Source organism: Actinosynnema sp. NPDC059335 (assembly GCF_042752395.1).
GTDB lineage: Bacteria > Actinomycetota > Actinomycetes > Mycobacteriales > Pseudonocardiaceae > Actinosynnema.
The window spans coordinates 1-24,772 of sequence record NZ_JBHYXZ010000011.1; the positions used below are offsets into that span (position 1 = coordinate 1).

The 24,772-nt window shown below is 74.2% G+C and carries 24 protein-coding genes and 1 pseudogene; 14 read left to right on the forward strand and 11 right to left on the reverse strand.

Features of this window, described 5'->3' with window-relative positions:
* Positions 1 to 55 precede the first annotated feature (55 nt).
* Positions 56 to 454 (reverse strand): winged helix-turn-helix transcriptional regulator, encoded by a 399-nt coding sequence (locus tag ACFXGA_RS05335; protein ID WP_378084587.1) that lies wholly within the window; start codon positions 452 to 454, stop codon positions 56 to 58.
* A gap of 48 nt (positions 455 to 502) precedes the next feature.
* On the opposite strand from ACFXGA_RS05335, the gene ACFXGA_RS05340 reads away from it, so the two are divergent.
* Positions 503 to 1,300: an SDR family NAD(P)-dependent oxidoreductase gene (locus tag ACFXGA_RS05340; protein WP_378084589.1), complete on the forward strand. Its 798-nt coding sequence runs from the start codon at positions 503 to 505 to the stop codon at positions 1,298 to 1,300.
* A gap of 9 nt (positions 1,301 to 1,309) precedes the next feature.
* Here the strand turns inward: ACFXGA_RS05340 and ACFXGA_RS05345 are convergent, their stop codons facing one another.
* Together ACFXGA_RS05345 and ACFXGA_RS05350 are read right to left on the reverse strand one after the other, a co-directional pair.
* Positions 1,310 to 1,432, reverse strand: coding sequence for a hypothetical protein (locus tag ACFXGA_RS05345; RefSeq protein WP_378084590.1), 123 nt, complete (start codon positions 1,430 to 1,432; stop codon positions 1,310 to 1,312).
* A 105-nt stretch (positions 1,433 to 1,537) separates the two neighbouring features.
* On the reverse strand, positions 1,538 to 2,575 hold the full coding sequence (locus ACFXGA_RS05350; protein WP_378084591.1) for a DNA polymerase IV: 1,038 nt from the start codon (positions 2,573 to 2,575) through the stop codon (positions 1,538 to 1,540).
* Positions 2,576 to 2,806: 231 nt separating this feature from the next.
* On the opposite strand from ACFXGA_RS05350, the gene ACFXGA_RS05355 reads away from it, so the two are divergent.
* Positions 2,807 to 3,256 (forward strand): DUF309 domain-containing protein, encoded by a 450-nt coding sequence (locus ACFXGA_RS05355; protein WP_378084593.1) that lies wholly within the window; start codon positions 2,807 to 2,809, stop codon positions 3,254 to 3,256.
* 122 nt (positions 3,257 to 3,378) lie between these two features.
* On the forward strand, positions 3,379 to 3,561 hold the full coding sequence (locus ACFXGA_RS05360; RefSeq protein WP_106620345.1) for a hypothetical protein: 183 nt from the start codon (positions 3,379 to 3,381) through the stop codon (positions 3,559 to 3,561).
* A 51-nt stretch (positions 3,562 to 3,612) separates the two neighbouring features.
* On the opposite strand, the gene ACFXGA_RS05365 is transcribed toward ACFXGA_RS05360, so the two are convergent.
* Positions 3,613 to 3,843, reverse strand: coding sequence for a hypothetical protein (locus ACFXGA_RS05365; protein ID WP_378084594.1), 231 nt, complete (start codon positions 3,841 to 3,843; stop codon positions 3,613 to 3,615).
* 112 nt (positions 3,844 to 3,955) lie between these two features.
* On the opposite strand from ACFXGA_RS05365, the gene ACFXGA_RS05370 reads away from it, so the two are divergent.
* Entirely contained in the window at positions 3,956 to 4,708 is a 753-nt protein-coding gene (locus ACFXGA_RS05370) for an EI24 domain-containing protein (RefSeq protein WP_378084725.1), read from the forward strand.
* Here ACFXGA_RS05370 and ACFXGA_RS05375 read toward each other — a convergent pair.
* Positions 4,701 to 6,647: a beta-propeller domain-containing protein gene (locus ACFXGA_RS05375; protein WP_378084596.1), complete on the reverse strand. Its 1,947-nt coding sequence runs from the start codon at positions 6,645 to 6,647 to the stop codon at positions 4,701 to 4,703. The two genes, ACFXGA_RS05370 and ACFXGA_RS05375, sit on opposite strands and share 8 nt — an antisense overlap.
* A gap of 102 nt (positions 6,648 to 6,749) precedes the next feature.
* On the opposite strand from ACFXGA_RS05375, the gene ACFXGA_RS05380 reads away from it, so the two are divergent.
* The 6 genes from ACFXGA_RS05380 (at position 6,750) to ACFXGA_RS05405 (ending at position 13,388) form a co-directional block, all read left to right on the forward strand.
* Complete coding sequence (locus ACFXGA_RS05380; RefSeq protein WP_106620349.1) at positions 6,750 to 7,124, forward strand: FKBP-type peptidyl-prolyl cis-trans isomerase; 375 nt, start codon at positions 6,750 to 6,752, stop codon at positions 7,122 to 7,124.
* A gap of 137 nt (positions 7,125 to 7,261) precedes the next feature.
* Positions 7,262 to 7,798, forward strand: a complete 537-nt coding sequence (locus ACFXGA_RS05385) for a YbaB/EbfC family nucleoid-associated protein (protein WP_378084597.1) — start codon at positions 7,262 to 7,264, stop codon at positions 7,796 to 7,798.
* Between the two features lie 21 nt (positions 7,799 to 7,819).
* Complete coding sequence (locus ACFXGA_RS05390; RefSeq protein WP_378084598.1) at positions 7,820 to 8,122, forward strand: type VII secretion target; 303 nt, start codon at positions 7,820 to 7,822, stop codon at positions 8,120 to 8,122.
* Positions 8,122 to 12,066, forward strand: coding sequence for a hypothetical protein (locus ACFXGA_RS05395; protein ID WP_378084600.1), 3,945 nt, complete (start codon positions 8,122 to 8,124; stop codon positions 12,064 to 12,066). Before ACFXGA_RS05390 ends, ACFXGA_RS05395 begins: the two co-directional genes overlap by 1 nt.
* Entirely contained in the window at positions 12,056 to 12,406 is a 351-nt protein-coding gene (locus ACFXGA_RS05400) for a toxin-antitoxin system YwqK family antitoxin (protein ID WP_378084601.1), read from the forward strand. Before ACFXGA_RS05395 ends, ACFXGA_RS05400 begins: the two co-directional genes overlap by 11 nt.
* Positions 12,407 to 12,527: 121 nt before the next feature.
* Positions 12,528 to 13,388, forward strand: coding sequence for a hypothetical protein (locus tag ACFXGA_RS05405; RefSeq protein WP_378084602.1), 861 nt, complete (start codon positions 12,528 to 12,530; stop codon positions 13,386 to 13,388).
* A 59-nt stretch (positions 13,389 to 13,447) separates the two neighbouring features.
* Here the strand turns inward: ACFXGA_RS05405 and ACFXGA_RS05410 are convergent, their stop codons facing one another.
* Complete coding sequence (locus ACFXGA_RS05410; RefSeq protein ID WP_378084604.1) at positions 13,448 to 14,629, reverse strand: glycosyltransferase 87 family protein; 1,182 nt, start codon at positions 14,627 to 14,629, stop codon at positions 13,448 to 13,450.
* Positions 14,630 to 14,807: 178 nt separating this feature from the next.
* Here ACFXGA_RS05410 and ACFXGA_RS05415 point away from each other — a divergent pair, with 178 nt between their 5' ends.
* Together ACFXGA_RS05415 and ACFXGA_RS05420 are read left to right on the forward strand one after the other, a co-directional pair.
* The gene (locus ACFXGA_RS05415) at positions 14,808 to 15,392 is read left to right on the forward strand and encodes a DNA-binding protein (RefSeq protein WP_378084606.1); all 585 of its coding nucleotides are present in this window, start codon (positions 14,808 to 14,810) and stop codon (positions 15,390 to 15,392) included.
* 185 nt (positions 15,393 to 15,577) lie between these two features.
* The gene (locus ACFXGA_RS05420) at positions 15,578 to 16,234 is read left to right on the forward strand and encodes an RES family NAD+ phosphorylase (protein WP_378084608.1); all 657 of its coding nucleotides are present in this window, start codon (positions 15,578 to 15,580) and stop codon (positions 16,232 to 16,234) included.
* On the opposite strand, the gene ACFXGA_RS05425 is transcribed toward ACFXGA_RS05420, so the two are convergent.
* The 5 genes from ACFXGA_RS05425 to ACFXGA_RS05445 form a co-directional block, all read right to left on the reverse strand.
* Entirely contained in the window at positions 16,216 to 16,779 is a 564-nt protein-coding gene (locus ACFXGA_RS05425) for a GNAT family N-acetyltransferase (protein ID WP_378084610.1), read from the reverse strand. The genes ACFXGA_RS05420 and ACFXGA_RS05425 overlap by 19 nt on opposite strands.
* Positions 16,780 to 16,812: 33 nt before the next feature.
* On the reverse strand, positions 16,813 to 17,418 hold the full coding sequence (locus ACFXGA_RS05430; RefSeq protein WP_378084611.1) for a hypothetical protein: 606 nt from the start codon (positions 17,416 to 17,418) through the stop codon (positions 16,813 to 16,815).
* Between the two features lie 57 nt (positions 17,419 to 17,475).
* Positions 17,476 to 18,159: a Crp/Fnr family transcriptional regulator gene (locus ACFXGA_RS05435; RefSeq protein WP_378084612.1), complete on the reverse strand. Its 684-nt coding sequence runs from the start codon at positions 18,157 to 18,159 to the stop codon at positions 17,476 to 17,478.
* A gap of 201 nt (positions 18,160 to 18,360) precedes the next feature.
* On the reverse strand, positions 18,361 to 20,271 hold the full coding sequence (locus ACFXGA_RS05440; RefSeq protein WP_378084613.1) for a S9 family peptidase: 1,911 nt from the start codon (positions 20,269 to 20,271) through the stop codon (positions 18,361 to 18,363).
* Between the two features lie 53 nt (positions 20,272 to 20,324).
* Positions 20,325 to 21,335: a TerC family protein gene (locus tag ACFXGA_RS05445; protein ID WP_378084615.1), complete on the reverse strand. Its 1,011-nt coding sequence runs from the start codon at positions 21,333 to 21,335 to the stop codon at positions 20,325 to 20,327.
* Between the two features lie 290 nt (positions 21,336 to 21,625).
* Between ACFXGA_RS05445 and ACFXGA_RS05450 the strand changes: the two genes are divergently transcribed.
* Positions 21,626 to 24,487, forward strand: coding sequence for an alpha/beta fold hydrolase (locus ACFXGA_RS05450; RefSeq protein WP_378084617.1), 2,862 nt, complete (start codon positions 21,626 to 21,628; stop codon positions 24,485 to 24,487).
* Positions 24,484 to 24,772: pseudogene (locus tag ACFXGA_RS05455) on the forward strand (ABC transporter permease); the annotation flags it as partial. The gene ACFXGA_RS05450 and the pseudogene ACFXGA_RS05455, both read left to right, overlap by 4 nt.

A 24,772-nucleotide genomic window follows, 5' to 3' on the forward strand; every position in this document is an offset into this window, starting at 1 on the left:
TGAATCACCCCCCCGGGCGCGCGCGGGGCGCCCCGCCGCGCGCCCGCGCGGCCTTTCAGTCCACTGTGGACGAGGAGTGCCCGGACGCCTCGTCGTAGGCGGCGCGCGCGGCCACGATCGCGCCCTCGTTGGCCAGCACCCACCGTCCCAAGGGGACGACCAGCTCCAGCAGCGAGCGGCCGAGCGCGGTCGCGGCGTAGGTCACCCCGGCGGCCCGGCCGGGCCGCACGTCCCGGCGGACCAGCCCGTCGCGTTCCAGGTTGCGCAGCGTGCGGGTGAGGATGCGGCGGCTCAGCTCGTGCACCGCGCGGTCCAGCTCGTTGAACCCGTAGGGGCGGTCGGCGACCAGGCTCAGCACGAGCAGGCTCCACTTGTCGCCGACCCGGGCCAGCACGTCGGACACCGGGCAGGCGGCGCGGTCGGCGGCCGTGACCGGCACCGGGACCAGTGACATGGATGTGCCTTCTTCCGGTTCGTCGCGGTGTGTTCCAGGCTCCAGGCTATGGCGAACGCGGTGATCACCGGTGGCACGAACGGCATCGGCCGGAGCCTGGCGGCGCGGCTGGCGCGCGAGGGGCACCGGGTGGCGGTGGTGGGCCGGTCGGCCACCGCGCCGGACGGGGTGGAACTCGTCCGGGGCGACCTGAGCACGCTCGCGGGCGTGGCGGCGGTGGCGGACGAGGTGGCGGACCGGTTCGACGCGGTCGACCACCTCGTGCTCGGCGCGGGCCGCTTCACCCCGCGCCGCGAGGTCACCGCGGACGGGCTGGAGCACTCCTTCGCGCTCTACCCGGTGAGCCGGTTCCTGCTGGTCGAGCGCCTGCTGCCGGTGCTGGAGCGGGCCGCGGCCCCGGTCGTGGTGAGCCTGTGCGGGGTGGCCGGGCTGCGCGGGCCGGGCATCCGCTGGGACGACCTGTCCCTGGCCCGCGGCTACCGCGCGTTCCACGCGGTGAGCCAGGGCGCGCGGGCCGCCGACCTGCTCGGCGCGGGCTTCGCCGACCGGCACCCCGGCAGCGCCGTGCGGTACGTGCTGCACAACCCGATGTTCGTGGACAGCGGCCTCGGCGCGCAGGTCGGCGGCCTGCGCGGCCGGGCGCTGGACCTCGTGGCCCGGCTGTTCGCCAGGTCGGCGGACGACGCCGCGGACCAGGTGCGCCGGTTCCTGGTCGACCCGCCCGCGGCGCCGCTCACCGCGTCCCGCGCGGGGAAGCCGGTGGACCTCGACCGGCCCGAGTTCGACCGGACCGCCGCGGCCCGGCTCTACGCCCTGCTGGACGAGGTCACCGCGTCGGCGCGGTGACGCGCGCGGTCACCGCAGCACGCGGAACCGCAGGTGCACGACGTCGTCCCCGGGTGCCACCCCGACCGCTTCCAGCTTCGTCGGGTCGAGGCCGTCCAGCAGCCGCGACCCGCCGCCGAGGAGCACGGGCACGAGCTGGAGCCGCTCGCTCCCCTTCGCCCATCGGGTGGTCCTCGCCCACGTTCGGCCCGGCGCTGTAGCCGTCCAGCGACACCGAGCCGTTCACCACCACCTTGGTCATGCGCGTCCTCCGGTGAACTCGGCGCGCACCCCCAGCAGGCGCACGGCGCGGTCGTCCTCGAACCTGGCGAGCGCGGCGAGCGCCGCCGCCTCGATCGGCCCGGCGTCCGTCGTCGGCTCGGCCAGCGCCACGCCGCGCGTGAACGTGAAGAACGGCGCGAACCGCACCTTCACCACCACCCGCAGCGCGGGACGCCCTTCCGCGCGCACGTCCTCCGCCACCCGCCGCGCGAGCAGCCGGACCTGCTCCCGGACCTCGTCCGGGTCGGTGAGGTCCCGCTGGAACGTCGTCTCCCGGCTGCGCGACTTCGCCACCCACGGCGTCGCGGTCACCACGGGGTCGCCCGCGCCCAGCGCGAGCCGCCGCAGGTGCGGCCCCGCGGCCGGGCCGAACCGCGCGGCCAGCACGTCGTCGTCGGCCCGCGCCAGGTCGCCGACCGTGCGCACGTCCAGCTCCGCGAGCTTGGCCGCGGTCCGCGACCCGACGCCCCACAACGCCGCCACCGGCCGCCCGGCCATCACCTCCACCCAGTTGTCCCTGGTGAGCCGGAAGACCCCGGCGGGCTTGGCGAACCCGGTGGCGAGCTTGGCGCGCAGCTTGTTGTCGCCGATGCCGACCGAGCACTCCAGCCCCGTCCCCTCCCGCACGGCCCGCCGCGCGGTGTCGGCCAACGACTCCGGGTCGTCGGTGCGCGCGCCGAGGAACGCCTCGTCCCACCCGATCACCTCGACCACGACGGGCAGCCCGCGCAGCACCTCCATCACGTGCGCCGACACCTCCTCGTAGGCGGGCGCGTCGGAGGGCAGGAAGACCGCGTCGGGGCAGCGCTTCTTCGCCAGCCGCAACGGCATCCCGGAGTGCACGCCGAACGCCCGCGCCTCGTAGGACGCGGTCGCCACCACGCCGCGCCGGGTCGGGTCGCCCGCTCCGCCGACGACCACGGGCCTGCCGCGCAGCTCGGGCCGGCGCGCGACCTCGACCGCCGCGATGAACTGGTCGAGGTCGACGTGCAGGACCCAGTCCGGTCCGGGCACACCGCCAGTATCACCGGGGGAGGCGGCCGGCGTGCGACCGGAGAACGGGCGCGACCCTGGCGGACCGCATGTGCGGAGTGCGCGAAAGCCACCCGAGGCGCCGGACGTGCGGCATGCGACCGCCGACCGCAGCGCCGGCCCCACCAGGTCACGCGGCCCGGCGGCGGCCCGTCGTGCTCCGCGCGGCCGGACCGCGTTTCGCGCGGGCGGGGTTCGTGACACGATCAAGACGTGCCGACCACCGACCGCGACCGTGACGAGCAGGGCCGGGCCCGCAACGCGCGACCGCGCGACGGGCTCGGCCGCCCGCTGCCCTACGGGGCGGAGGGCGTCGAACGCCAGCCGGAGGGCGTGCCCCGCACGCCCGCAGAGGCGCTGGCCGAGGCGCAGCGGCTGCTGGACCTCGGCCGGCCGTTCCACGCGCACGAGGTGCTGGAGGACGCGTGGAAGGCCGCCCCCGAGGCCGAGCGCGAGCTGTGGCGGGGGCTCGCGCAGCTCGCCGTCGGCCTGACCCACGCCGCGCGCGGCAACCGGGACGGCGCGTCGGCGCTGCTCAGCCGGGGCGCGCGCAACATCAGCCCCTACCTCGACGACCCGCCGCACGGGGTGGACGTGGCGTGCCTGGTGGCCTGGGCCGCCACGGGCGCCGGCGTGCCGCGGCTGACCGGCGGTCCGCGCTGATCACCGGGCCGCACGGCGGACGCGACGCCGCCACCCCGGCCGCGAAGTTGGTCCGAACGCCGGCTTGGGGACGCGCGCGGCGGGGTAAGCGGTGGTCACCCACCCCACCCTTGGAGGTTCCCGTGCTAGCGATCATCGCCGCGGTCATCTTCGGCCTCGCCCTCCTGCTCGACCTGGCGAACGCCTCGCTCGGCTCCGTGCTGGACGGCGGGACGCTGCTCCTGGCCGGGCTGCTGTGCGTGGCGCTGCACCTGGCCGGTGTCGGCGCGGGCGCGCGGGCGTTGAGCTTCCGCCGCCGCCGCTGAGCCGCGACCGCTCCCGCCCCGTGCGGGAGCGGTCCCAGGCGGGTGCCCGGTTCAGTCCCGCGGCGGCGGCGCCGACAGCAGGCACGCCACGCACGGCATGCCGTCCGGCTCGGGCAGCAGGTCGACCGCGCCCACGTCGACCCGCTCGCCGCACAAGGTCAGCAGCGTCGCCCCCGTGCCGTCCTCGGGCAGCGGCGCGAGGTGGCAACTCCTCTCCCACTCGCCGGCGACGTCGGCGCGCTTGCGCACGAGCAGGACGGGTTCGGTGCGGTCCAGTGCCATGGCGGTAGTCCTCTCCCCAGAGACCAGCAGTCTGGCACCGCTCCCAGAAGCCCGCGACCGTCGATTCGGGACTCCGCCGCCCGTGCGCGGATATGCTCCGGCGGTGATCAGGGTGCTGCGGGACTTCTCGACCGGTGTCGGACTGCTCGGCCAGGGTTTCGGATTGGTGTTCCGGTCGCCGAAACTGCTGCTCATCGGCGCGGTGCCGGCGTTGATCACGACGGTGCTGCTGATCGGCGGCCTGGTCGGGCTCGCGGTGTGGATCGACGAGATCGCCGCCTGGGTCACGCCGTTCGCCGACGACTGGAGCGAGGGGTTGCGCGCGGCCACCCGGTTCGCCGCCGGGTTCTCGATCATCGGCGCGTTCGTCGCGATCGGGCTGCTGCTGTTCACCGCGATCACGCTGATCATCGGCGGGCCGTTCTACGAGCACATCGCGGAGACCGTCGAGGACACCCACCTCGGCGGCGTGCCCGAGGCCGAGCAGGTGTCCTGGCTGCGGTCGGCGGCGGTCGGCGCGCGGGACGCGATCCTGCTCGTCGGCCTCGCGATCCTGTGCGCGATCCCGCTGTTCGCGGCCGGGTTCATCCCCGTGGTGGGGCAGACCGTGGTGCCGGTGGTCGCCGTGTGCGTCAACGCGACGCTGCTCGGCATCGAGCTGACCGCCATCCCGTTCACCCGGCGCGGCCTCAAGCTCGACGTGCGGCGGCGGACGCTGCGCAAGCGCCGGGCCGTCACGCTGGGCTTCGCCGTGCCGACCTACCTGCTGTGCCTCATCCCGCTGGCCGCGCTGGTCGTGCTGCCGGCGGCGATGGCGGGCGGCACGGTCCTCGCGCACCGCCTGCTCCACGACCAGATCAGGTGAACGGCACCCACGCCAACTCCGCCGGCCCGTCGATCCGGTGGACGCCCACCCCGGTCGCGGACACCGTCCACAACTCGTCGCCGATCACCAGCGCCCGGCGGATGCCCGGGTCGTAGGCGGGCCCGTCGTGCCGGATCGTGCCCAGCGCGGTGAACGCGCCGTCGCCGAGCCGCAGCACCAGCAGTCCGCCGGGCACCGGCGCGGCCGGGTCCGTCACGGGCAGCACCACGAGGCCGTGGGCCGGCCAGTACAGGAAGGCGTGCGGGTCGAACTCGACCTCCGAGTACGCGCCCGGCAGGTGGTGGCCCGCCACCTTGGCCGGCGCGGCCGGGTTCGACACGTCGAACAGCGACACCTGCGTGCCGGTGGCGCGGCCCTGCCCGGTGGCCTCCTGGCCGACGCCGATCAGCCTGCCGTCCCCGGCGGGGTGCAGGTAGGCCGAGTAGCCGGTGATCTTCAGCTCGCCGACCGCCCGCGGCCGGGCGGGGTCGGACAGGTCCAGCGTGTAGAGCGGGTCCACCTGCCGGAACGTCACCACGTACCCGACCGGGCCCGCGAACCGGACGCTGTGGATGCGCTCGCCCACGCCCAGCCCGTCGACCTTGCCGACCTGCACGAGCTTCGCGCCGTCCTGCCGGAGCACGGTGACCGCGCTCTGCGTCGCCGGCGCGCGCTCGGGGACGCCCGGCGCGTCCTCGGACGTCGTCGCCACCCGCAGGTGCCCGTCGTGCTCCGACAACGAGTACTGGTTGAGCAGCGTCCCGGCGACCTGCCCGGACGCCACGTGCCGGGGCGGGCCCGGCCGCGAGACGTCGAACCGGTGGATCGCGGTGGTCGCGGGCGTGCCGGGCGCGAACCGCGTGGTCGGCCGCAGGTGGTGGTCGTCGGCCACGTACAACGACGTCCCGGTGCCGTAGACGGTGTCGCCGTCCGCCATGATCGTCACGGCGTCCCCGGCGCCCAGCTCGCCGGGGAAGTCGAACGTCAGCACGGACAGCATCGACGTGGCCGGGTCGCCCACCGGGTGGCTGACCCGGTCGCACGCCACCAGCCTGCCCTCGGAGCGCGAGCCGTCGGCGTCGGTCAGCTCGTAGCGCGGCAGCCACGAGTCGATCGGCGCGGTGGCGACCAGCTCGCGGTTGGCGATCAGGGACTCCGCCTCGCCGCGACCGTCCACCGGGTACACCCACGGCAGCCGCGGACCGGAGTGGACGACGACCCGCACCACGTCACCGACCTGCCGGGCGTCGAGGTACCGGCCGGACACGGTGAGCGTGCCGAGGACGCGCGGCTCGCCGGACAGGTCGACCAACGTCACCGACGAGTCCTCCGAGTGGCTCGCGTACGGGCCGTCGACGGCGATGCGCTCGCCCGCCACGCCCCGGACCCCGCCGCCGACGAGCAGCGCGCGGTCGCCGTGCAGCAGCAGTTGGGAGGCGTGGCCCGCGGGCACGTCCAGCGTGCCGGTGAGCTTCCGGCCGGCCACGTCGAGCACCCGCAGCCTGCCGTCCGCGACCGTCACCACCCGCTTGCCGTCGGTCTTGACCAGGTCGGGTTCGTCCACGCCCGCCTCGTGCGCGTTGGTCGTGGAGTGCTCGGGCGCGGCCCGCTCCTCCACCGCCCGCGGGACGCCTCCGACGCGCGCGTCGGCCTGCGCCTCGGCCGGTTCGGCGGCCGCGACCCGGCCGTCGGCCTTGGTCCGGAACCCGTGACCGCCCGGGCCGTACGCGCCGACGTGCGGCGAGAGCGCGGACCGCAACCCGGCCAGCGCGGAGTCGCACGTGTCGAACGCCACCAGGTCGACCGGCACCGCCTCGATCGGCGGCACGACCCGCCACCCCTCCTCCTCGACGGGCACGGCGGACGCCGCGCTCACCGCCACCACCAGCGCCGCACCGCCGAACAACGCCGCCCGCGCACCCCAGGACCGTCGCCTCATGCCCCCAGGACGGGACGGACCCGGCGCGGGGTTGCGCGGCCACGCCGGCGGCGGCGTGGTTGAGTAGGCGAGGACCCACAGCCCAACCAACAGGAGAGTCACATGGCCCCGAGCAAGCCCGTGGTCGAGCCGTACGAGGGCGCACCGCCCGCCGACCTGGTGATCGAGGACATCACCGTCGGCGACGGGCCCGAGGCGGCGCCCGGTCAGCTCGTGCACGTGCACTACGTCGGCGTGTCGCACTCGACCGGCGAGCAGTTCGACGCCTCCTGGGACCGCGGCGAGGCGTTCAGCTTCCCGCTGGGCGGCGGCCGGGTCATCGCCGGCTGGGACCGCGGCGTCGCGGGCATGAAGGTCGGCGGCCGGCGCAAGCTGGTCATCCCGGCGCACCTGGGTTACGGCGACCGCGGCGCGGGCGGCGTGATCAAGCCGGGCGAGACGCTGATCTTCGTGGTGGACCTGCTCGGCGTGAACTGAGCGTGGTGACCGGTGCACGGCCCGGTACCGCCCCGTGCTCCGTTCGGAGCATTTGATACCGGGGCGGAACCGGGCCGTTCACCATTGCGTCATCCTGAGGGGACCGACCACACCGTCATCACCAGGGGGAAGCCGCCGTGCCCGAGGACATCGGGGCGTCCGAGCGGATGCTCAGCCAGTGGCAGCAGAGCATCGAGCACAAGGCCGAGCGCTACCAGGAGATGGCGGCCCGCGTGCAGGGCATGACGATCTCCGAGACCTCGCGTGACGGCACGGTGCGGCTGACCATCGGCTCGAACGGCATCCTGACCCACCTGGAGATCGCCGAGTCCGCGCGGGACAGGCGGATGGCCGAGGTGTCCGCCGAGGTGATGCGGACGTTGCAGCGCGCGCAGTCCCGCATCCCCGAACTGCTCCAGCAGGCCATGGCCGAGACCATCGGCACGCAGGACGAGACGGCCAACGTGCTGTTCAACGAAGCGAAGCGCACCTTCCCGACCCCGCCGCACGAGGAGCCCGCGCCGCCGCTCGGCCGGGAGATGCGGTTCGGGATCGACGAGGACGACGCGCCGCCTCCCGCCCTGCCCGCCCCGCCGTCCCCGCCGCCGTCCCGCCGCCCGCCGCGCGGGCAGGACGAGGACGACGACTTCGGCGGACAGTCCTTCCTTTCGTAATCGGCTCTCCAGGGGGATCGCATGGCGGGTTTCGAGATCGTCGCGGACACGCTTGAGGCGCACGGCAAGCAGCTCGGCGACCTGGGCGCGCGGCTGCAGGGCGCGGTCGACGCGGCGAAGTCGGTGAGCATGCCGACCGACGCGTACGGCATCATCTGCCAGCCGTTCCGGATGATGCTCGACCCGGTCGAGCAGTGGGGGCTGGACGCGTTGCAGGGCGCGGTGGAGGCGATGGAGGCCGCCGGCAAGGCCGTGCAGGACACCGTGAGCCAGTACCGCGAGAGGGAAGACGCGATCAGGGACAGCTTCAAGGCCGGTGAGTGATGGCGGGCGAGAACCCCCTGGTGGCCGCGCCGCCCGCGGAGTCCGGTTCGTTCTTCAACGCCGGCACCGGTGACAACGGCTGGGCGACGGGCATCTCCATCGCGGAGTCCGCGATGGACACGTTCAACGGGATCAAGGACGGCAACTGGATCGAGGGCGGGCTGGGCCTGGTCGGCCTGGCCGCGGACGCGGCGGCGATGGCGATCGACCCGTTCGGCACGCTGCTGTCGTCGGCGGCGGCGTTCCTGATGGAACACATGCAGCCGCTCAAGGACATGCTGGACTGGTTGGCGGGCAACCCGCCGGTGATCGAGTCCTACTCCACGACGTGGAACAACGTGGCCGCGGAGCTGGGCAGGATCGCCGAGGAGTACTCGTCGGCGGTGCAGCGCGGCACCGAGGGCTGGACCGGCGCGGCGGCGCAGGCCTACCTGACCAACTCCAAGGTCCACGGCGATGCCCTGAGCGGGGCGGCGTCGGCGGCGGGGACCGTGGGCACGGTCGTGGGCATGATGGGCATGGTCGTCGCGTTCGTGCGGGAGATGGTGCGCGACCTGATCGCCGACCTGGTCGGCAAGCTCATCGCGTGGGTGCTCGAAGCGGTGTTCTCGCTCGGGTTCGGGACGCCGGTGATCGTGGCGCAGGCCGTGACGGCGATCTCGAAGTGGGCCGCGAAGATCGCCAAGATCGTCCAGGACCTGCTGAACACCGTCAAGAAGGTCTCGCCGATGCTGAAGCGTCTGGTCGAGGTCTTCGAGAAGATCATGAAGGTGGTCGGCAAGCTCGCCGGCAAGGTCACCGGCCTGGACGTGCTGGACCCGAAGAACATCAAGAGGGGCGGCTTCCTCCAGACCGGCCGGGCCGACATCGACACCCCTTCCGGGGCCGGTACCCCCGGCGGCGGCACGCCCGGCAGCGACACCCCGGGCAGCGACACCCCGGGCGGCGGCACGCCCGGGAACGGCACCCCGGGGAGCAGCCGCGCGCCCGGCGGCGACAGTCCACAAGGGACGTCCACACCGGACGGCAGCCCGAGCGGCACGACCACGACCTCGGGCACGACGACGGCCGACCCGGCGCCGTCGGCCTCGCGGCCGGGGCGGGGCGACCCGACCGACGTGCCGACGGCGACCACCCGACCGGGACGCGACCCGGGCAGCCCGGACACCGACGCCCCACCGCGCGGCACCGCGCCCGGTCCCGGCCCGACGCTCGGCGGCACCACACCTGCCGGCAACACACCCGGTCGCACCGCGCCCCTCGGCGAACACCGGGGCGGCCCCGGCGGCCAACCCGCGCCCGGCGGCGGGGGTCCAAGCCCTTACAGCAGCCCCAACCCACCCGGCAGCGGTGCGCCGGGGAGCGGTTCTCCGGGCAACGGGTCGCCCGGCGGCTCCCACGGCAACGGCTCCCACGGCAACGGCTCGCCCGGCGGCGGTTCCCCCGGTGGCTCCCCCGGCGGCGGCGCGTACGGCAGCGGCTCGCCCGGCGGCGGTTCCCCTGGGGACTCCCCCGGCGGCGGCGCGTACGGCAGCGGCTCGCCTGGCGGTGGTTCGCCTGGCGGTTCTCCTGGTGGTGGTTCGCCGGGTGGTGGTTCGCCGAACCCGCCCGCGCAGCCCCGTCTCGACCAGACCTCGGCCTCCCACGCGGCCACTCCCGAGGCTCCCGCGCGCCCCGACCAACCCCACACCCCCAACCCGTCCACCCCGCACCCGAACCAGCCCACTCCCGGCACCCCTGCTCCCGGCGGTCCCGCGGCGGGCGCTCCGGGTGGCGGCGCACCTCACGGCGGCGGCGCGCCGACCGGCGGCGGCCCCCGGCCCGGCACCGGCTGGACCGGCACGCCCGGCAGTCGCGGCGACCTCGGCTCCGGCATCCCGCCCGCACGCGGCCCGGAGCACCTCAACCCGTCGTCGCACGGTCCCTCGACCCCCGGCCCCTCCCACGCGCCCCACACCGGACCCGGCGCGCCCCACGGCAGCCCGAACACGCCCGGCACCGGTCCGACGCACACCGGCCCCGGCAACACCGGTCCGACCAACACCCGGCCCCAGGGCAGCGGCCCGACCCCGCCGCACGCAGGCCCGCCGCACGCAGGTCCGCGACCCGGCCCCGCCAACCCCTACACACCGAACGGTCCCCACACACCGAACGGACCGCACACACCCAACGCGCCACACACCCCGAACGGGCCGCACGGCGGCCCTCCGCAGCCCCGCCACGGCACCCCGGACCTCGCCCGCCCGCGCGGCGACGCGCCGGCACCCCACCGTCCCTCCGACGGCCCGCCACCCCCACGGCACCCCGACGCCCACACCCCGGCACCGCGCCGCGACCCGGACTCCCAGCTCCCACCGCGCCGCGACCCGGACGGTGTGCCGCACCAGCGCCGCGACCCCGACCCGTGGACACCGCCCCACCGCGACACCGACGCGCCCCACGGCGACCGGCCCGACGGCGAGGCACCCCACCGCGACCGGCCGGACGCCGACGCGCCGCACACCCCCGACCAACCCGGCATCGACGAGGCGCATGCCCGTCACGGTGAGACGACGCCGGCGGGGATCTCGCACCACCGCGGTGACCCGGACATGGGCGACCTGCCCCACCGGGTCCCGCCGGACCCGCGGTACTTCACCGCCGACGTGCACATCACCCCCGACGGCCGCGCCCGCATCGGCAACCACACCTACACCCCCGAGCAGTACGGCGACCTCCTGCGCCGCAACGGCTGGGACGGCCGCACCCCCATCCGCCTCATCGGCTGCGACGCCGCCCGCAACGACTTCGCCCACCGCCTGTCCCGGCACACCGGAGCCGACGTCCTGGCCCCCACCAAACCCGCCTGGACCGACGGCAACGGCCGCGTCTACACCAGCGACGCCCACACCGGCCCCGACGGCAACCGCCACCCCCGCATCCCGCCCAACGGCGAATGGCACACCCACCACCCGGACGGCACGACCACCCGCACCACCCAGGACGGCTTCGCCCCCGGCACCCGCGACACCGACAAGCACGACCTCGACCCCGACGACGCCAGGGACCGGGCGGCCGACGACCAGCCGGCCGGGGAACAGCCGGACGGCAAGTCGGACGGCGACGACAAGTACGCGCGCGACCCGCAGTTCGCCCACCACCCGGACACCCCGCCGCCGGACCCCTCCCAGCCCCAACGGCTGGAGACGCTCGACCCGGAACGGTGCACGTTCGACGAGAACGGCCTCATCACGCACTACGACGACATCCCCATTGACCAGTACCAGCGCGAGGTGCTGACCGACCGCGCCAAGCTGCTCCAGTCGATGGTCGAGGACCGGTCGATCATCCCGGAGGAGATCCGGGGCGATCCGCGCCGCAACCCGGACAAGTGGCCCGGCAAGAACATCGTCTGCGTGTCCGTGTCGATCGACCACCGCACGGGCCACGTGTACGAGTCGATCAACGGCGCGGCCACCGACGTCATCCCGCACGACAAGCTGCACCCGGTGCTGCGCGACCGCCAGGAGGCCATGCGCGGCAACCCGCAGCCGGACGGCTCCACCCCGGGCTACATCCAGCCCGACCGGCGGCCGGGGTTCGAGGGGCAGCCGATGTCCAACAAGCACGGCGAGATCAGGTACGACTACCCGATCAACGACGCGCCGACCCGGCACGCCGAGGTGAAGAACGTCAACCAGATGCTGAACGACCGCGGCGTGCCCGCCGACGTCTCCCCCGAGGAGCTGGACCGCATCCTCGCCGAGATGCAGGTGGACAACGCGTTCATCCCGCCGGGCAAGGGCCCGAACGCGACCGGCGACTTCCCGGACATCGCGCCGTGCTGCGCGAACTGCACCAGGATGATCGACGGCGTCCCCAGCCTGACCGACAAGCTGACCCAGCCGCCGTACCACCCGGACCTCCGGGTCCTCCCACCGAAGGCCACCCACCATGCGAGTTGACGCGAACGACGTCGAGGACGACGGCGGACTGGTGTTCTACCAGGGCGAACCCTTCACCGGCGAGGTGGTCGAGCAGGGCCCGGACGGCAGCCTGGCCACGCTGTACACCTACGACACCGGCACCGAGGACGGCCCGTACCGGGAGTGGTACCCGGACGACCGGCCCTACAAGGAGGGGCAGATGCGCATGGGCCTGCCGGTCGGCCTGCACCGCAAGTGGCACCCGAACGGCGTGCTCGCCGAGGAGACCCTGTTCGGCGACCACGCCGACCACCTCGGGCACCGCAAGTGGGACGAGCAGGGCAACCTCCTGGTCGACACCATGCCGCCGACGCCCTGAACGGCGTGCGCCCGGCCGGTGCGGACCGACCTCCGGTCTGCCTCGACCCGGCCACGGGGATGTGGTGCGGCCGTTAAGATCGGCACACCGTCTCGGGGGGAGCAAAAGGGGTGTTCGACGCATGAGCCAGCCAGCCACACCGCTGACCGAGCAGGAGCAGAACCAGCTCGTCAAGCAGATCGGCCGGGCCATGCTCCCCGCGCTGCCGCCGGGCTGGCAGCGGATCCGGGCCGAGTACCGGGCCGCCGGCCGGCACATCGAGGTGGACCTGGCGTTCGCGGGCCCGGACGGGCAGTGGCGGCCGGTGCGGCCGCCGATGGACGTGGTCCAGCTCTTCGGGCAGCTCCGCGCCGGGATGCACGAGCCGGTGCGCGGCACGTGGCTCAGCGCGGTGTACGAGATCGAGGCGCCGGCCGCGTACTCGGTCGACTTCAACGCCGACGACGAGCCGCGCTGGCGCAACCCGCCGCCGCTGATCGGTTTCCAGGACGAGCTGCGCACGTTCCCCCGCCAGGACGACCGCATCCCGCCGTGGCTGCGGCAGCGCCTGGGCCTGCCGCCCCTCCCGCCGCCCGCCGTGCCCGAACCGGTGAACGAGCCGCCGCCGGCGGGCGCGTCGGACGCGCTGCGCACCGCGCACGTCTACGACGGCCGGGACGAGGCCGGTCGGCCCGTGGTGAACCGGCAGGTGCTCGACCCGCAGCTGACCGAGGCGCTGCTGACGTACCTGGAGGGCGCGCCGGTCGTGCTGGCCGCGCGCAACCTGGACGTGGACGAGTTCGTCGGCGACCAGGACGTGCCGCTGAACTTCCGCACCGACGGCTCCTGGATCTGGGCCGGCGCGGTGCCGCACTACCTGCGCAAGCACGGCCTCCCGCCGGAGCCCGACCTGGTGGCGCACATCGTGGCGCGCGGCTTCCGGCTCGGCGAGGTGGACGAGGCGACCCGCGAGCGGGCCGTCGCGCTGATCACCGGCGGCTGATCACGCACCCGGGCCGGTGGCCGCTCGCCGGCGGTTGGCCACGTGCGGACCGGAGCCGATCACGCCAGAGCCGGCGGCTGGTCAGGGGCGGTCGCGCGCGGCCTGAGCGCCAGCACGACGAGCGCGGCGAGGCCGGCCCAGATGTAGGCGTTGCCGATGACCTGCTGCCACCACGTCCAGGTCTGCTCGAGCTTGTTCTCGTACGGCACGTACCACATCGGCGCGAGCCAGAAGAGGAGCGCGAGCGCCGCGCCCCACGGCCAGTACCGGTGCAACAGGTAGACGATGCCGGGCACGACCCACACCCAGTGGTGGGTCCACGACACGGGCGAGACGAGCAGGCCGCCCACGGCGACCGCCATCAGCGCGGCCACCTCGTCGTCCTTCGCCCGCGCCACGGCCACCCACACCAGGGCGACGGTGGCCAGGCACAGCAGCGCCCACACGGCGGACTCGCCCGTCCCGGTGAGGCCCCAGCGGTTGACCAGGCCGCGCAGCGACTGGTTGGCCACGTAGTCCAGGCCGCCGACGCGGCCCGGGTCGAGCAGGGCGTCGAACCAGTACTGCTTGCTGTCGGTCGGCGCGGCGACGAAGCCGACCAGGCTGAACCCGACGAACGACGCGACCGCGGTGACCACCGGCTTGATCCGCTTGCGCGGCAGGAAGAACAGCACGAACACCATCGGCGTGAGCTTGATGGCGGCGGCGAGCCCGATCAGCAGGCCGCGCGGCCACGGCGTCCTGGGCAGCAGGCAGTCCAGCGCGGCCAGGCCGAGCAGCACGAGGTTGATCTGGCCGAAGTCGAGCGTCGCGGTGACCGGTTCGAGCAGCAGCGAGCCCAGGGCGACGCCGAGGCCGAGGAGCAGAGCGCGCCGGGTGCGGCCGTAGGCGTGCTCGGCGGTGACCAGGCAGACGCCGGTGAGCAGGGCCAGGCCGACGCCGGTCCAGATCAGCACGGCCGCCGACCACGGCACCACCGCGAGCGGGCTGAACAGCACCGCGGCCAGCGGCGGGTAGGTGAAGGGGAACGGCGGGCCGTCCAGCGGTCGCGGGAACGCCTCGGAGTACAGCCGGACGCCTTCGAGCCACGCCCGGCCGCCCGTGCGGTAGACGCGCAGGTCGAGCAGGCCGATGTCACCCCCGGAGCGGCTGAGGACCACGACCAGCGCGGTCACGACGGCCCCGGCCCACAGGCCCGCGACGGCCGCCACCCGCTTGTCCACCCGCACCGGTACCGCCACCGGACCACCCCCGCCTTCCGTCCGGCGCATCGTAGCCGGCGGGTGGGTGAGTCCGAGGTCACCGTGCCCGACCTCGAACGTTTACGTAGAGTGCGGAGATGTGCGCACTCCGTGGGCTGCCTCCGACGATCGGGTTACGTATGCGCACAAGGGCGCACGATCGGGATACCCTGTGCGCATGAGTCCCGCGCTGGAGGCGGTGTTGGCCAAGGCAGGTCTGCAGGTCACCCCCGACGAGTTCCTGTCGCTCGTGGCCGACGCGGCCCGCAAGCTCGCCCCACCCCACCCGGACCCGGCCGGCTACTTCTCGCCGGACCAGCGCGACGCGCTGGAGGACGTGGGCCTCGACCTGAGCCCGCACCGGGTGCACGACGACCAGGGCCGGGCGCGGACCGTGGTGGCGCACGCCGTGCTGCGGGACTCCGCGCTGACCGTGGCGGAGGCCGCGCGGCAGCTCGGCGTGGACACCAGTCGCATCCGGCACCGGCTCGGCGTCGGCCGCCTGGTCGGCTGGAAGGACCGGGGTAGCTGGCGGCTGCCCGCGTGGCAGTTCGCGGGCGCCGGGGTGCTGCCGGGGCTGGAGGCCGTGCTGGCCGCCGTGCCGCCGGACCAGCCCGCGCTCGTGGTGGCCGGGTTCATGACGACCGAGCAGGAGGACCTGGTGGTGGACGGCGCGCCCACGACGCCCCGCGAGTGGCTGCTGGCGGGCGGCGAACCCCGCCGGGTGGCCGCCCTGGCGGCTCAGGTGGGCACCCCCGCCTGACCCCGACCCGACGACGTCACCCGACCGGCCCACCACGCCGGCCACCGACGAAGACCGGCCGATCACGGCCCCCCGCGCCGCGCGCCCCGACCCACCACGCTCGGACCGCCGCGCCGCCAGACCCGCTCGCCGACCCCGGTCGCGATCCGGTCGCCGATCCCCGTCGCCGAGAACCTTGGACGCGCATGTCACGGCTCCCCCAGCCGCCCTCCCCCGCCGTGCTGCAGGCGACCCTGCGCCGCGCCGAGGACGTGGTGGCGGTGCACCGGGCCACCCGCCTGGTGCGCATCTTCACCGCGAAGGGGCTGCACCCGCAGCGCTGGAACAGCTTCCGCTACACCGGTCCGCTGCCGCACGCGCGGTTCGACACCCAGCCGCCCGCGGCCGACGGCTCGCCCACGCACGCCCACGACCAGGGCGTGCTGTACTTCGGGCTGACCGTGCGCACGTCGGTGGCCGAGGTGTTCCAGGCGACGTCGGTGGTCGACCGCCGCACGCGCAGCCCGTTCCTGGTGGTCCTGCGACCGCGCCGGACGCTGCGGCTGCTCGACCTCACCGGGCTGTGGCCGACCCGCGCCGGCGCGTCGCAGGAGATCAGCGCGGGTCCCAAGGCGGTCACGCAGCAGTGGGCGCGGGCGATCCGCGCGGCCTACCCGGAGCTGGACGGGCTCTGGTACCGCTCGTCCATGGACTCCGGCGCGCCGGCGGTGTGCCTGTGGGACCCGCCCGGGGGCACGGGACTGCCCCCCGCGCCGGACGTGCTGCTGCCGCTGGAGCACCCGGGGCTCGACCTGCCGCTCGCGCGGGTGTGCGAGGAGCTGAACTACACCCTGCTCGGCTGACCACGCCGGCGCGGCGCGGGGAGGAACCGGGCGTAGCGGACCTCGGGCAGCTCCTGGTCGCCCAGCTCGTAGCGGTGCACCAGCCCGTCGTGCCGCCAGCCGTGCGCCTCGTAGAAGCCCCGGCTGCGGGCGTTGTCCTGGAACACCCACAGGACGGCGTACCGGAACCCCTGGTCCACCAGGTGGCGCAGGCCCGCTTCGTGCACCTCGTGGCCCGCGCCCCGGCCGTGGTAGCGGGGGTCCGCGTAGATCGCCACCAGTTCGCCCGTGTGCAGGTCGGGGTGGGCGTCCTTGGCCTCGCGGACCGCGTCGACCGCGCAGTAGGCCCCGATCCGGCCGGTGCTCTCGTCGACCGCGACGAACACCCGGCTGGGTTCGGGCAGCCGCAGCACGCGCGCCCACGCCGGGAGCCTGCTCTCCGGCAGCATCCGGTCCAGCACCGGGTCGTCCACTATCCCCCGGTACGAGTGCTGCCAGGCGTCCACGTTGATCCTGGCGATCTCGGGCGCGTCGTCGGGCCGTCCGGCCCGCACGGTCCACTGCATCCGCGAAGCGTGCCCCAAGCACCGCGCCGTCCGCTAGCCATTCGCCCAACCCCGACGCGGTGGCCCGGCGCACACGTACCCGGAGTACACCTGGTTCTTCACCCGGCAGCGCGTCGGCCGGAACCGGGACGGGTCGAGGTCGTGGAACCGCGTGCGGACGACGTCGTCGTGCAGCCGCTGCGAGATCACCAGCACCAGGTCGTCGTCCGCGGTGGCCAGCGCGTCCCGGACCGGCTTGGCGTCGAGCAGCCGGCAGGTCACGATCGGCGCGTCGCCGACCAGGCCGAACGCGCCGGCGGTGAGCGGCCCGCAGTGCATGGCCACGCGCATCCGCAGCGGCGTGCCCGCGGCCCGCAGCTCGGCCAGCGCCGCGGCGAGCCGCTCGGTGAAGTGGGCGACCACCCACGCGGCGTCGGCGTCGGCGGGCAGCACGGCCAGCTCGCCGTCGCCGCGCACCTGCCGGTACCACAGGTCGCGGTCCAGCCCGGCGTTGCGGGCGGCCGCGTCCAGCACGTCGCTCAACCGTGCCTGCACCAGCGACTGGTCCAACGCGTCCAGCTTGCTGTAGCCCTCGACGTCGACGGCCACCACGAGGCGGTAGACCAGTCCGTGGAGGGGCCTCGCCATTTCGACTGTCACGGGAGGAGCATGCCGCCGGCGGCGCGTGCGGGGTAGGCGATCACCGGGTTTCCCGTTTCAGGCTTCGGCGATCTGCCGCAACGCCACCGGATCCACGACCGTGGCCGCCCGGTACCCCATGGTGATGACGCCGCGGTCGCGCAACGTGCGGAACTCCCGGCGCGCGGTGTCCTCTTCCACGCCGACGAGCGACCCGATCTCCCCCTGGGTGAGGTTGAGCTTCAACGCGATGCCGCCGTCGACCCGGTGGCCGTAGGCGTCGGCGAGGTGGACCAGGACGCGGGCGAGCCGCACCGAGACCGGGTAGCCGTTGTAGTCCGTGCGCCGCTGCTCACCCCACTCCAGCGTGCGCAGGATCATCCTGTGCAGGTCGAAGTGGGCGGCCGGGTACCGCGTGAGGAAATCGGTGAACTCGGCCGCGGCGACGACCCGGACGCGGGTGTCCAGGCACGCGGTCACGGTCGCTGAACGCGGGTTGCCGGTCAGGAACGCCATCTCGCCGACCAGGTCGCCGCCGCCCCTGACGTTGAGCAGCGCCACCCGCCCGTTCTCCAGCGTCACGGTCGCCTTCACCAGACCCTGCACCAGCAGGATCACGTGGTCGGACCGCTCGCCCTCGCGCACCAGGGGGTCACCGGGCCGGTACCGCTTCGGCACGCCGAGCGCCAGCAGCGCCGCGCGCCCGGCGTCGGACACCGCCTCCAGGTAGGTGCCGGTGGGCCGAGCCGAAGGGATCGCCATCCCGAGACCTCCTCCGCCGGGCACCAGTGTGCCGCTCGCGGGGGTGGTGACGCCGGGATTCCGGCCGGTTCACCCCACCGGTCCCACACGGCCTCGGGCGGGGCCGGACCGGCCGTTCTCCCGGCGTGACGCCGGGGCGGTGCCGGGCCGGGAGGTCGCGATCGGGCCGGACCGGCGTGCGGCGTCACGCCGGGGGCCGGGTCAGCCCAGGTGGCGGGCCCACCAGTCCAGCACGGCCTCGAACCGCTGCGCGCGGTGCCTCGGTTTGCCCGACCGGGTCAGCTCGTGGCCCTCGCCGGGGAACACCAGCATCTCGGCCTCGACCCCGTTGCGGCGCAGCGCGACGAACAGCCGCTGCGCCTGTTCGAGCGGGCAGCGCCAGTCGTGCTCGGAGTGCACGACCATGAACGGCATCGAGATCTTCTCGGCGTAGGTCAGCGGGCTCATCGCGCGCTGGGCCTCCAGGCTCGGCCCGCAGTAGGCGTCGGTGAAGAACCAGCCGATGTCCGACGAGCCGGCGAACGAGTCCCAGGCGTTGACGGCGCGCTCGCTCCACGCGGCGCGGAACCGCTCGCCGTGGTGCGCGGCCAGCCAGGACGTCATGAACCCGCCGTACGAGCCGCCCATCACGCCGACGCGGGTCCGGTCGAGGTCGGGGCGCTCCAGCGCGACGTCCAGGACGGCGAGGATGTCGTCCACGTCCACCGTGCCGAAACCGCCGATCACCGCCTGGCCGTGCGCCTGGCCGTAGCCCGCGGAGCCGCGCGGGTTGGGCAGCACGACCGCGTAGCCGGCCGCCGCGTACACCTGCGCCTCGTCGAAGAAGCCCCACGTGTGGTACATGAACGGGCCGCCGTGCACGGCCAGCAGCACGGGGTGCGGCCCCTCGCCCTCGGGCAGGACGACCCAGCCGTGCACCGGGTAGCCGTCCGGCGCGGTGCCGGTCAGCTCCACCGACGGCCGCAGCGGCACGGCGGAGCCGAAGTCGGTCAGCGTGCCTCCGCCGACCAGCTCCACCTCGCCGGTGTTGTCGGAGGTGGACACCACGGCGACGATCCGGTCGCCGTCCGCGGCGAAGGACTTCACCTCGGACCGGTCGCCCGTCAGCAGCTCCAGGTCGGCCAGGACGGCGTCCTCGGCGTCCAGCGGCACCCGGCGCAGCTCGACCGCGCCCCGGTTGCGCACCGCGACCAGCACCCCCGCGTCGGTCACCACGGGCGGGCCGGCGGCCTTCTCGCAGTCCACCGTCTCCAGGTCGGTGAGCCGGGTGAGGCGCTCGCCGTCGAACCGCCACAGGCTCGTGTTGCGGGCGACGGCGGCCGTGCCCGGCGCGTGCTCGGGCGAGTAGAACAGCAGGCCGCCGTCGGGCAGCGCGACCGGGAGCATGGCCGCGCCGGGCGCGAGCACGACCAGCTCGGGCTCGCCGCCCGTCGCGGGCACGGAGTACACGTCGTTGTGGAACGCCTCGGCCGCGCCCAGGTCGCGCTCGGCGAGGAACAGCACCGCGCCGCCGTCGGCGGTCCACGCCGGGTCTGCCGCGGAGAACGTGCCGTCGGTCAGCTCCACCGGCTCGGCGTCGGGGTCCAGGGCGTCCACGGTGAACAGCCGGGCGTGCCGGTCGGCGGTGAAGCCGACGTCGTCCAGCCGGTAGTCCAGCCGGGTGATGTGCCGCGGCGCCTCGGCGTCCGGCGTCGGCGCTTCGCCGCCCTCGACGAGCGGCGCGCCGTAGCGGCCCGGCTCGGGCACCCGCGACGTGAACGCGATCCGCCGCGAGTCCGGGGCCCACATCGGCACGCCCGCGCCGAGCTTGAAGTCGGTGAGCGCGCGCGCCTCGCCGCCGTCGGCGGGCATCACGTGCAGCTGCGGCGCCTTGCCGCGGTCGGTGACGCGCAGGAACGCGACCCAGCGCCCGTCCGGGGAGATCCGGGGGGCCAGGTCGCGTTCCGCCCACGTCCAGCGCGTCGCCCCGGTGCCGTCCAGGGCGACGCGGTGCAGCCCGCCCCGGTAGGCGTTCGCGGCGACGTCGGGGGTGGAGACGTTCACCAGGACGAGGTCCCCACGCACCGACACGGAGCCGGGCTGGGTCAGCGACTGCAAGTCATCGGGGCGCACGCTTCAGCACGTTACCCCACCGATTATTAGCAAGGCTTACGAGTTTTTGACGCTCACAGATGGTCACTGGGAGCGGGCACCGGCTTCACCGCTTCCGGGTGCCTCTTCACCTTGACCAGGCTCGCGATGGTGGTGATGGCCAGCACACCCACGATCACGGAGAGCGACAACTCGATGCCGATGGTCGGCACGTGCAGCGGCTCACCGCCGTTGACGAACGGCAGCGAGTTGGTGTGCAGCGCCTCCAGGATCAGCTTCACGCCGATGAAGCCGAGGATCACCGACAGCCCGATCGACAGGTACACCAGCTTGTTCAGCAGGCCGCCGAGCAGGAAGTAGAGCTGCCGCAGGCCCATCAGCGCGAACGCGTTCGCGGTGAAGACCAGGAACGGCTCCTTGGTCAGGCCGAAGATCGCCGGGATCGAGTCCAGCGCGAACAGCAGGTCGGTGGTGCCGATCGCGACGATGACGATGAACATCGGCGTGACGAACCGCTTGCCGTCGATCTTCACGAACGACCGGGCGTCCCGGTAGCCGTCGGTCACCGGGTAGACCTTGCGCACGAGCCGCAGCGCGACGTTCTCCTTGAACTCCTCTTCCTCTTCCTCGTGGTCGGTGCGCGCCAGCTTGTAGCCGGTGTAGATGAGGAACACGCCGAAGAGGTAGAAGACCCAGCTGAACTGGGCGATGACCGCCGCGCCCACGGCGATGAAGATGCCGCGCATGACCAGCGCCATCAGGATGCCGATCAGCAGCACCTTGTGCTGGTGGATCGCCGGCACCTTGAAGGTGGTCATGATGATCAGGAAGATGAACAGGTTGTCGACGCTCAGCGAGTACTCGGTGATGTACCCGGCGAAGAACTCGCCCGCGTAGGTGCCACCCGACCAGTACCAGATGCCGAGCCCGAACAGGACCGCCACACCCACGTAGAAGGTCACCCACCGGGCGGCTTCGCCGATGGTCACCTCATGCGGTTTCCGGTCGACGATGAAGAGGTCGATGGCCAACAGGACCACCAGGCCGGCGATCGTGGCGAACCACAGCCACACAGGGACGGACATCTACCACAACCTCCGGTACATCGCGCGCACGCCAATGACCGGAGGTCTCCTCCGCCGACTGGATCAGCCGACCGGCGGCACCGGGAACCTCACGCCAGGCTCCGTGCTGACGACACCGCCGCTGGGGAGTACTCCCCTCCACGCCTACACAGTCTCACGCATGACCACGGTCCCGCGCCAGCGGGGGTGATCAGGGGCACCCGTCCGGGCTTCCCACCGGCGGGTTCGCTGAGAGCGGGAACCCCCGACCGACAGCCCGTTCTCAGGTGATCCGGCCTAAGGTCAACTCCGTGGCCTCCCTCAACCGCCTCCGCGGCAGGTGGTCGCTCCCCGCGCTGGTCGTGCTGGTCGCCCTGGTGGGCGCCATCGTGGTCTTCACGCGCCAGGGGGACGACCCCGCCCCGGTGAGCACCCGCGAAGCGGTGATCGACGTGCCGGAAAGCCCGGGCAGCGACCGCACCGTGCAAATCGACACCACCCTGTACCTGCCCGAACGCACACCGGCGCCCGCCGTCCTGCTGCCGCACGGCTTCGGCGGCAGCAAGGCGAGCGTGGCCGCGCAGGCGACCGAACTCGCCCGGCGCGGCTTCGTCGTGCTCGCCTACTCCGCCCGCGGCTTCGGCCGCAGCACCGGCCAGATCGCGCTGAACTCGCTGGACCACGAGGTCCGGGACGCGCAGAAGCTGCTCGACTGGCTGGCCACCCGCGAGGAGGTGGTGACCGACGGCGGCGGCGACCCGCGGGTCGGCGTGACCGGCGGCTCGTACGGCGGCGCGCTGGCGCTGTCCCTGGCCGGTGTCGACCGCCGGGTGGACACCATCGCCCCGGTCATCACGTTCAACGACCTGGCCCAGGCGCTGCTGCCGAACTCGGCGCGCGCCGACGACGTGCCCGCGGGCACCCCGGCGGCGGGCGCGTTCGCCGAGGACGGCGTGTTCAAGCGCTCGTGGGCGGGCATCTTCTTCTCCGCCGGCCTGTCCGGGGCGGACGCCACGAACCCCGGCCAGGAGGCCACCGAGCCCGGTCAGGACGACGACGACGCGAGGGCCGCCGACAACGCCGCCGCGGCCGTCACCGCGCCGCCGCAGCAGCAGGGCGACCCCCGGCCCGCCGGTCCGCTCAACGGCGCGTGCGGCCGCTTCCAGGCCGACGTGTGCGCCGCGTACACCGAGGTCGCGACCACCGGCAAGGCCGGACCGCAGACCCTGGAGGTGCTGCGCCGGGCGTCGCCGTCCTCGGTCACGAACAAGATCACCCAGCCGACGCTGCTGGTCCAGGGCGAGCAGGACACCCTGTTCGGCCTCGACCAGGCCGACGCCAACGCGCGCGAGATCGCGGCGAACGGCGCGAAGGTGAAGGTCGTCTGGTACGCGGGCGGCCACGACGGCGGCTCGCCCGGCCCCGAGCTGCGCGGGCAGATCGCCGACTGGATGGCGTTCCACCTCCGGGGCGAGGGCGCGGACCCCGGCACGGGCTTCGAGTACACCGTGGTGGGCGCGTTCCGCAGCAGCGGCGCGCCCTCGTTGCGCAACGTCGTCGCGCCGAGCTACCCCGGCCTGAACGGCTCGCCCGGCGCCGAGCGCCGCGACGTGCCGCTGTCCGGCCCCGAGCAGGTGGTGGTGAACCCGGCGGGCGGCAACCCGGCCGCGGTGTCCAGCCTGCCCGGCCTCGGGTCGGTGGTGTCGCGGTCCAGCTCGCTGTCGTCCCGGCTGTCGATCGACATGCCCGGCCAGGCGGCGGTGTTCCAGAGCGAGCCGCAGACCGGGCAGACGCTGCTGACCGGGTCGTCCACGGTGCGGCTGCGCGTGGCCGCCGTGCCGGGGCAGCCGGTGCCGGCCGACGGCGCGGTGCTGTTCGTGAAGCTGTACGACGCGGACGCCAACGGCGTGCGGACCCTGCCCGGCTCGGCCGTCGCGCCCGTGCGGGTGACGGACCTGCCCGCCGACGGCACGCCGGTCGAGGTCACCGTGACGCTGCCCGGCGCGGTGCGCCCGGTCGAGGCCGACCACCGGTTCCAGCTCGTCGTGTCGACCACCGACATGGCCTACGCGAACGCGCCCGAGCCCGCCGCCTACCGGATCTCGCTGGCCTCGTCCGCGCTGTCCGTGCCGGTGGTGCCGGGCGTGAACGCGACCAGCGAGGTGCCGACCACCGCGCTGTGGGGCATCGCGATCGTGCTGGTCGTGTGCGTCATCGCGGCCGTCGTGGCGTGGTTCCGGCGCAGGCTGACCGCGGACGTCGACCCGGAGCTCGAGTCGGTGCCGCTGGTGATCGAGGGCCTGACCAAGTCCTACCCCGGCGGGTTGACCGCGGTGAAGGACCTGTCGTTCCGGGTCGAGCACGGCCAGGTGCTCGGGCTGCTCGGGCCCAACGGCGCGGGCAAGACCACCACGCTGCGCATGCTCATGGGCCTCATCCGGCCCACCGAGGGCGGCATCCGGGTGTTCGGCCACCGGGTGAGCCCCGGCGCGCCGGTGCTGTCGCGGATCGGCTCGTTCGTCGAGGGCTCCGGCTTCCTGCCGCACCTGTCCGGCGCGGAGAACCTGCGGCTGTACTGGGCCGCCACCGGCCGCCCGCTGGAGCAGGCGCACGTCGAGGAGGCCCTGGAGATCGCCGGGCTGGGCAACGCCGTGCACCGGCGGGTGCGGACCTACAGCCAGGGCATGCGGCAGCGGCTCGCGATCGCCCAGGCCATGCTGGGCCTGCCGGACCTGCTGGTGCTGGACGAACCGGCCAACGGGCTCGACCCGCCCCAGATCCACCAGATGCGCGAGGTGCTGCGCCGCTACGCGGCGGCCGGGCGCACCGTGCTGGTGTCCTCCCACCTGCTCGCCGAGGTCGAGCAGACGTGCACGCACGTCGTCGTGATGCACAAGGGCACCCTGGTCGCCGCCGGTCCGGTCGAGGAGATCGCGACGGGTGGCGGCGAGGCGAGCTTCCGGGTCGACCGGCCCGACGAGGCCGCCGCCGTGCTGCGCGGCCTGGCCGGTGTGCACGACGTGCACGTGGACGGCGAGCAGGTCCACGCGAGCCTCAACGGCACGCCCCGAGCGTCCGCGTTGCAGGCCCTGGTGGCCGCGGGCGTGGCGGTGGACCAGGCGGGCCCCCGCCGCCGGCTCGAAGACGCGTTCCTGGAGTTGGTGGGCGAATGAGCGAGAACGGTGTGCACACCGACCCGGCGGCGATCTCCGACCTGACCGACGCGGCGCGGGCCGAGCGGTCGTCGGTGGCGCCGGACGGGTCGAAGGTCGGCTACAAGGCGTCGCGGACGCTGCCGGTGCGGGTCGAACTGGTGCGGCAGCTGCGCCGCAGGCGGACGCAGCTCGTGCTCGGTTTCCTGGTCCTGCTGCCGTTCATCCTGGTGGTGGCGTTCGAGCTGGGCCAGGCGTCGCCCAACACGCCGTCCGGCGTGGTGGTGGAACAGGCCCCCGCCCGAG

Excerpts from the sequence above, each read along its gene's own strand:
- ACFXGA_RS05335 (WP_378084587.1), bottom strand. The coding sequence starts at position 454 with ATGTCACTGGTCCCGGTGCCGGTCACGGCCGCCGACCGCGCCGCCTGC.
- ACFXGA_RS05340 (WP_378084589.1), top strand. The coding sequence starts at position 503 with ATGGCGAACGCGGTGATCACCGGTGGCACGAACGGCATCGGCCGGAGC.
- ACFXGA_RS05365 (WP_378084594.1), bottom strand. The coding sequence starts at position 3,843 with ATGGCACTGGACCGCACCGAACCCGTCCTGCTCGTGCGCAAGCGCGCC.
- ACFXGA_RS05375 (WP_378084596.1), bottom strand. The coding sequence starts at position 6,647 with ATGAGGCGACGGTCCTGGGGTGCGCGGGCGGCGTTGTTCGGCGGTGCG.
- ACFXGA_RS05380 (WP_106620349.1), top strand. The coding sequence starts at position 6,750 with ATGGCCCCGAGCAAGCCCGTGGTCGAGCCGTACGAGGGCGCACCGCCC.
- ACFXGA_RS05390 (WP_378084598.1), top strand. The coding sequence starts at position 7,820 with ATGGCGGGTTTCGAGATCGTCGCGGACACGCTTGAGGCGCACGGCAAG.
- ACFXGA_RS05395 (WP_378084600.1), top strand. The coding sequence starts at position 8,122 with ATGGCGGGCGAGAACCCCCTGGTGGCCGCGCCGCCCGCGGAGTCCGGT.
- ACFXGA_RS05400 (WP_378084601.1), top strand. The coding sequence starts at position 12,056 with ATGCGAGTTGACGCGAACGACGTCGAGGACGACGGCGGACTGGTGTTC.
- ACFXGA_RS05405 (WP_378084602.1), top strand. The coding sequence starts at position 12,528 with ATGAGCCAGCCAGCCACACCGCTGACCGAGCAGGAGCAGAACCAGCTC.
- ACFXGA_RS05415 (WP_378084606.1), top strand. The coding sequence starts at position 14,808 with ATGAGTCCCGCGCTGGAGGCGGTGTTGGCCAAGGCAGGTCTGCAGGTC.
- ACFXGA_RS05420 (WP_378084608.1), top strand. The coding sequence starts at position 15,578 with ATGTCACGGCTCCCCCAGCCGCCCTCCCCCGCCGTGCTGCAGGCGACC.
- ACFXGA_RS05425 (WP_378084610.1), bottom strand. The coding sequence starts at position 16,779 with ATGCAGTGGACCGTGCGGGCCGGACGGCCCGACGACGCGCCCGAGATC.
- ACFXGA_RS05435 (WP_378084612.1), bottom strand. The coding sequence starts at position 18,159 with ATGGCGATCCCTTCGGCTCGGCCCACCGGCACCTACCTGGAGGCGGTG.
- ACFXGA_RS05445 (WP_378084615.1), bottom strand. The coding sequence starts at position 21,335 with ATGTCCGTCCCTGTGTGGCTGTGGTTCGCCACGATCGCCGGCCTGGTG.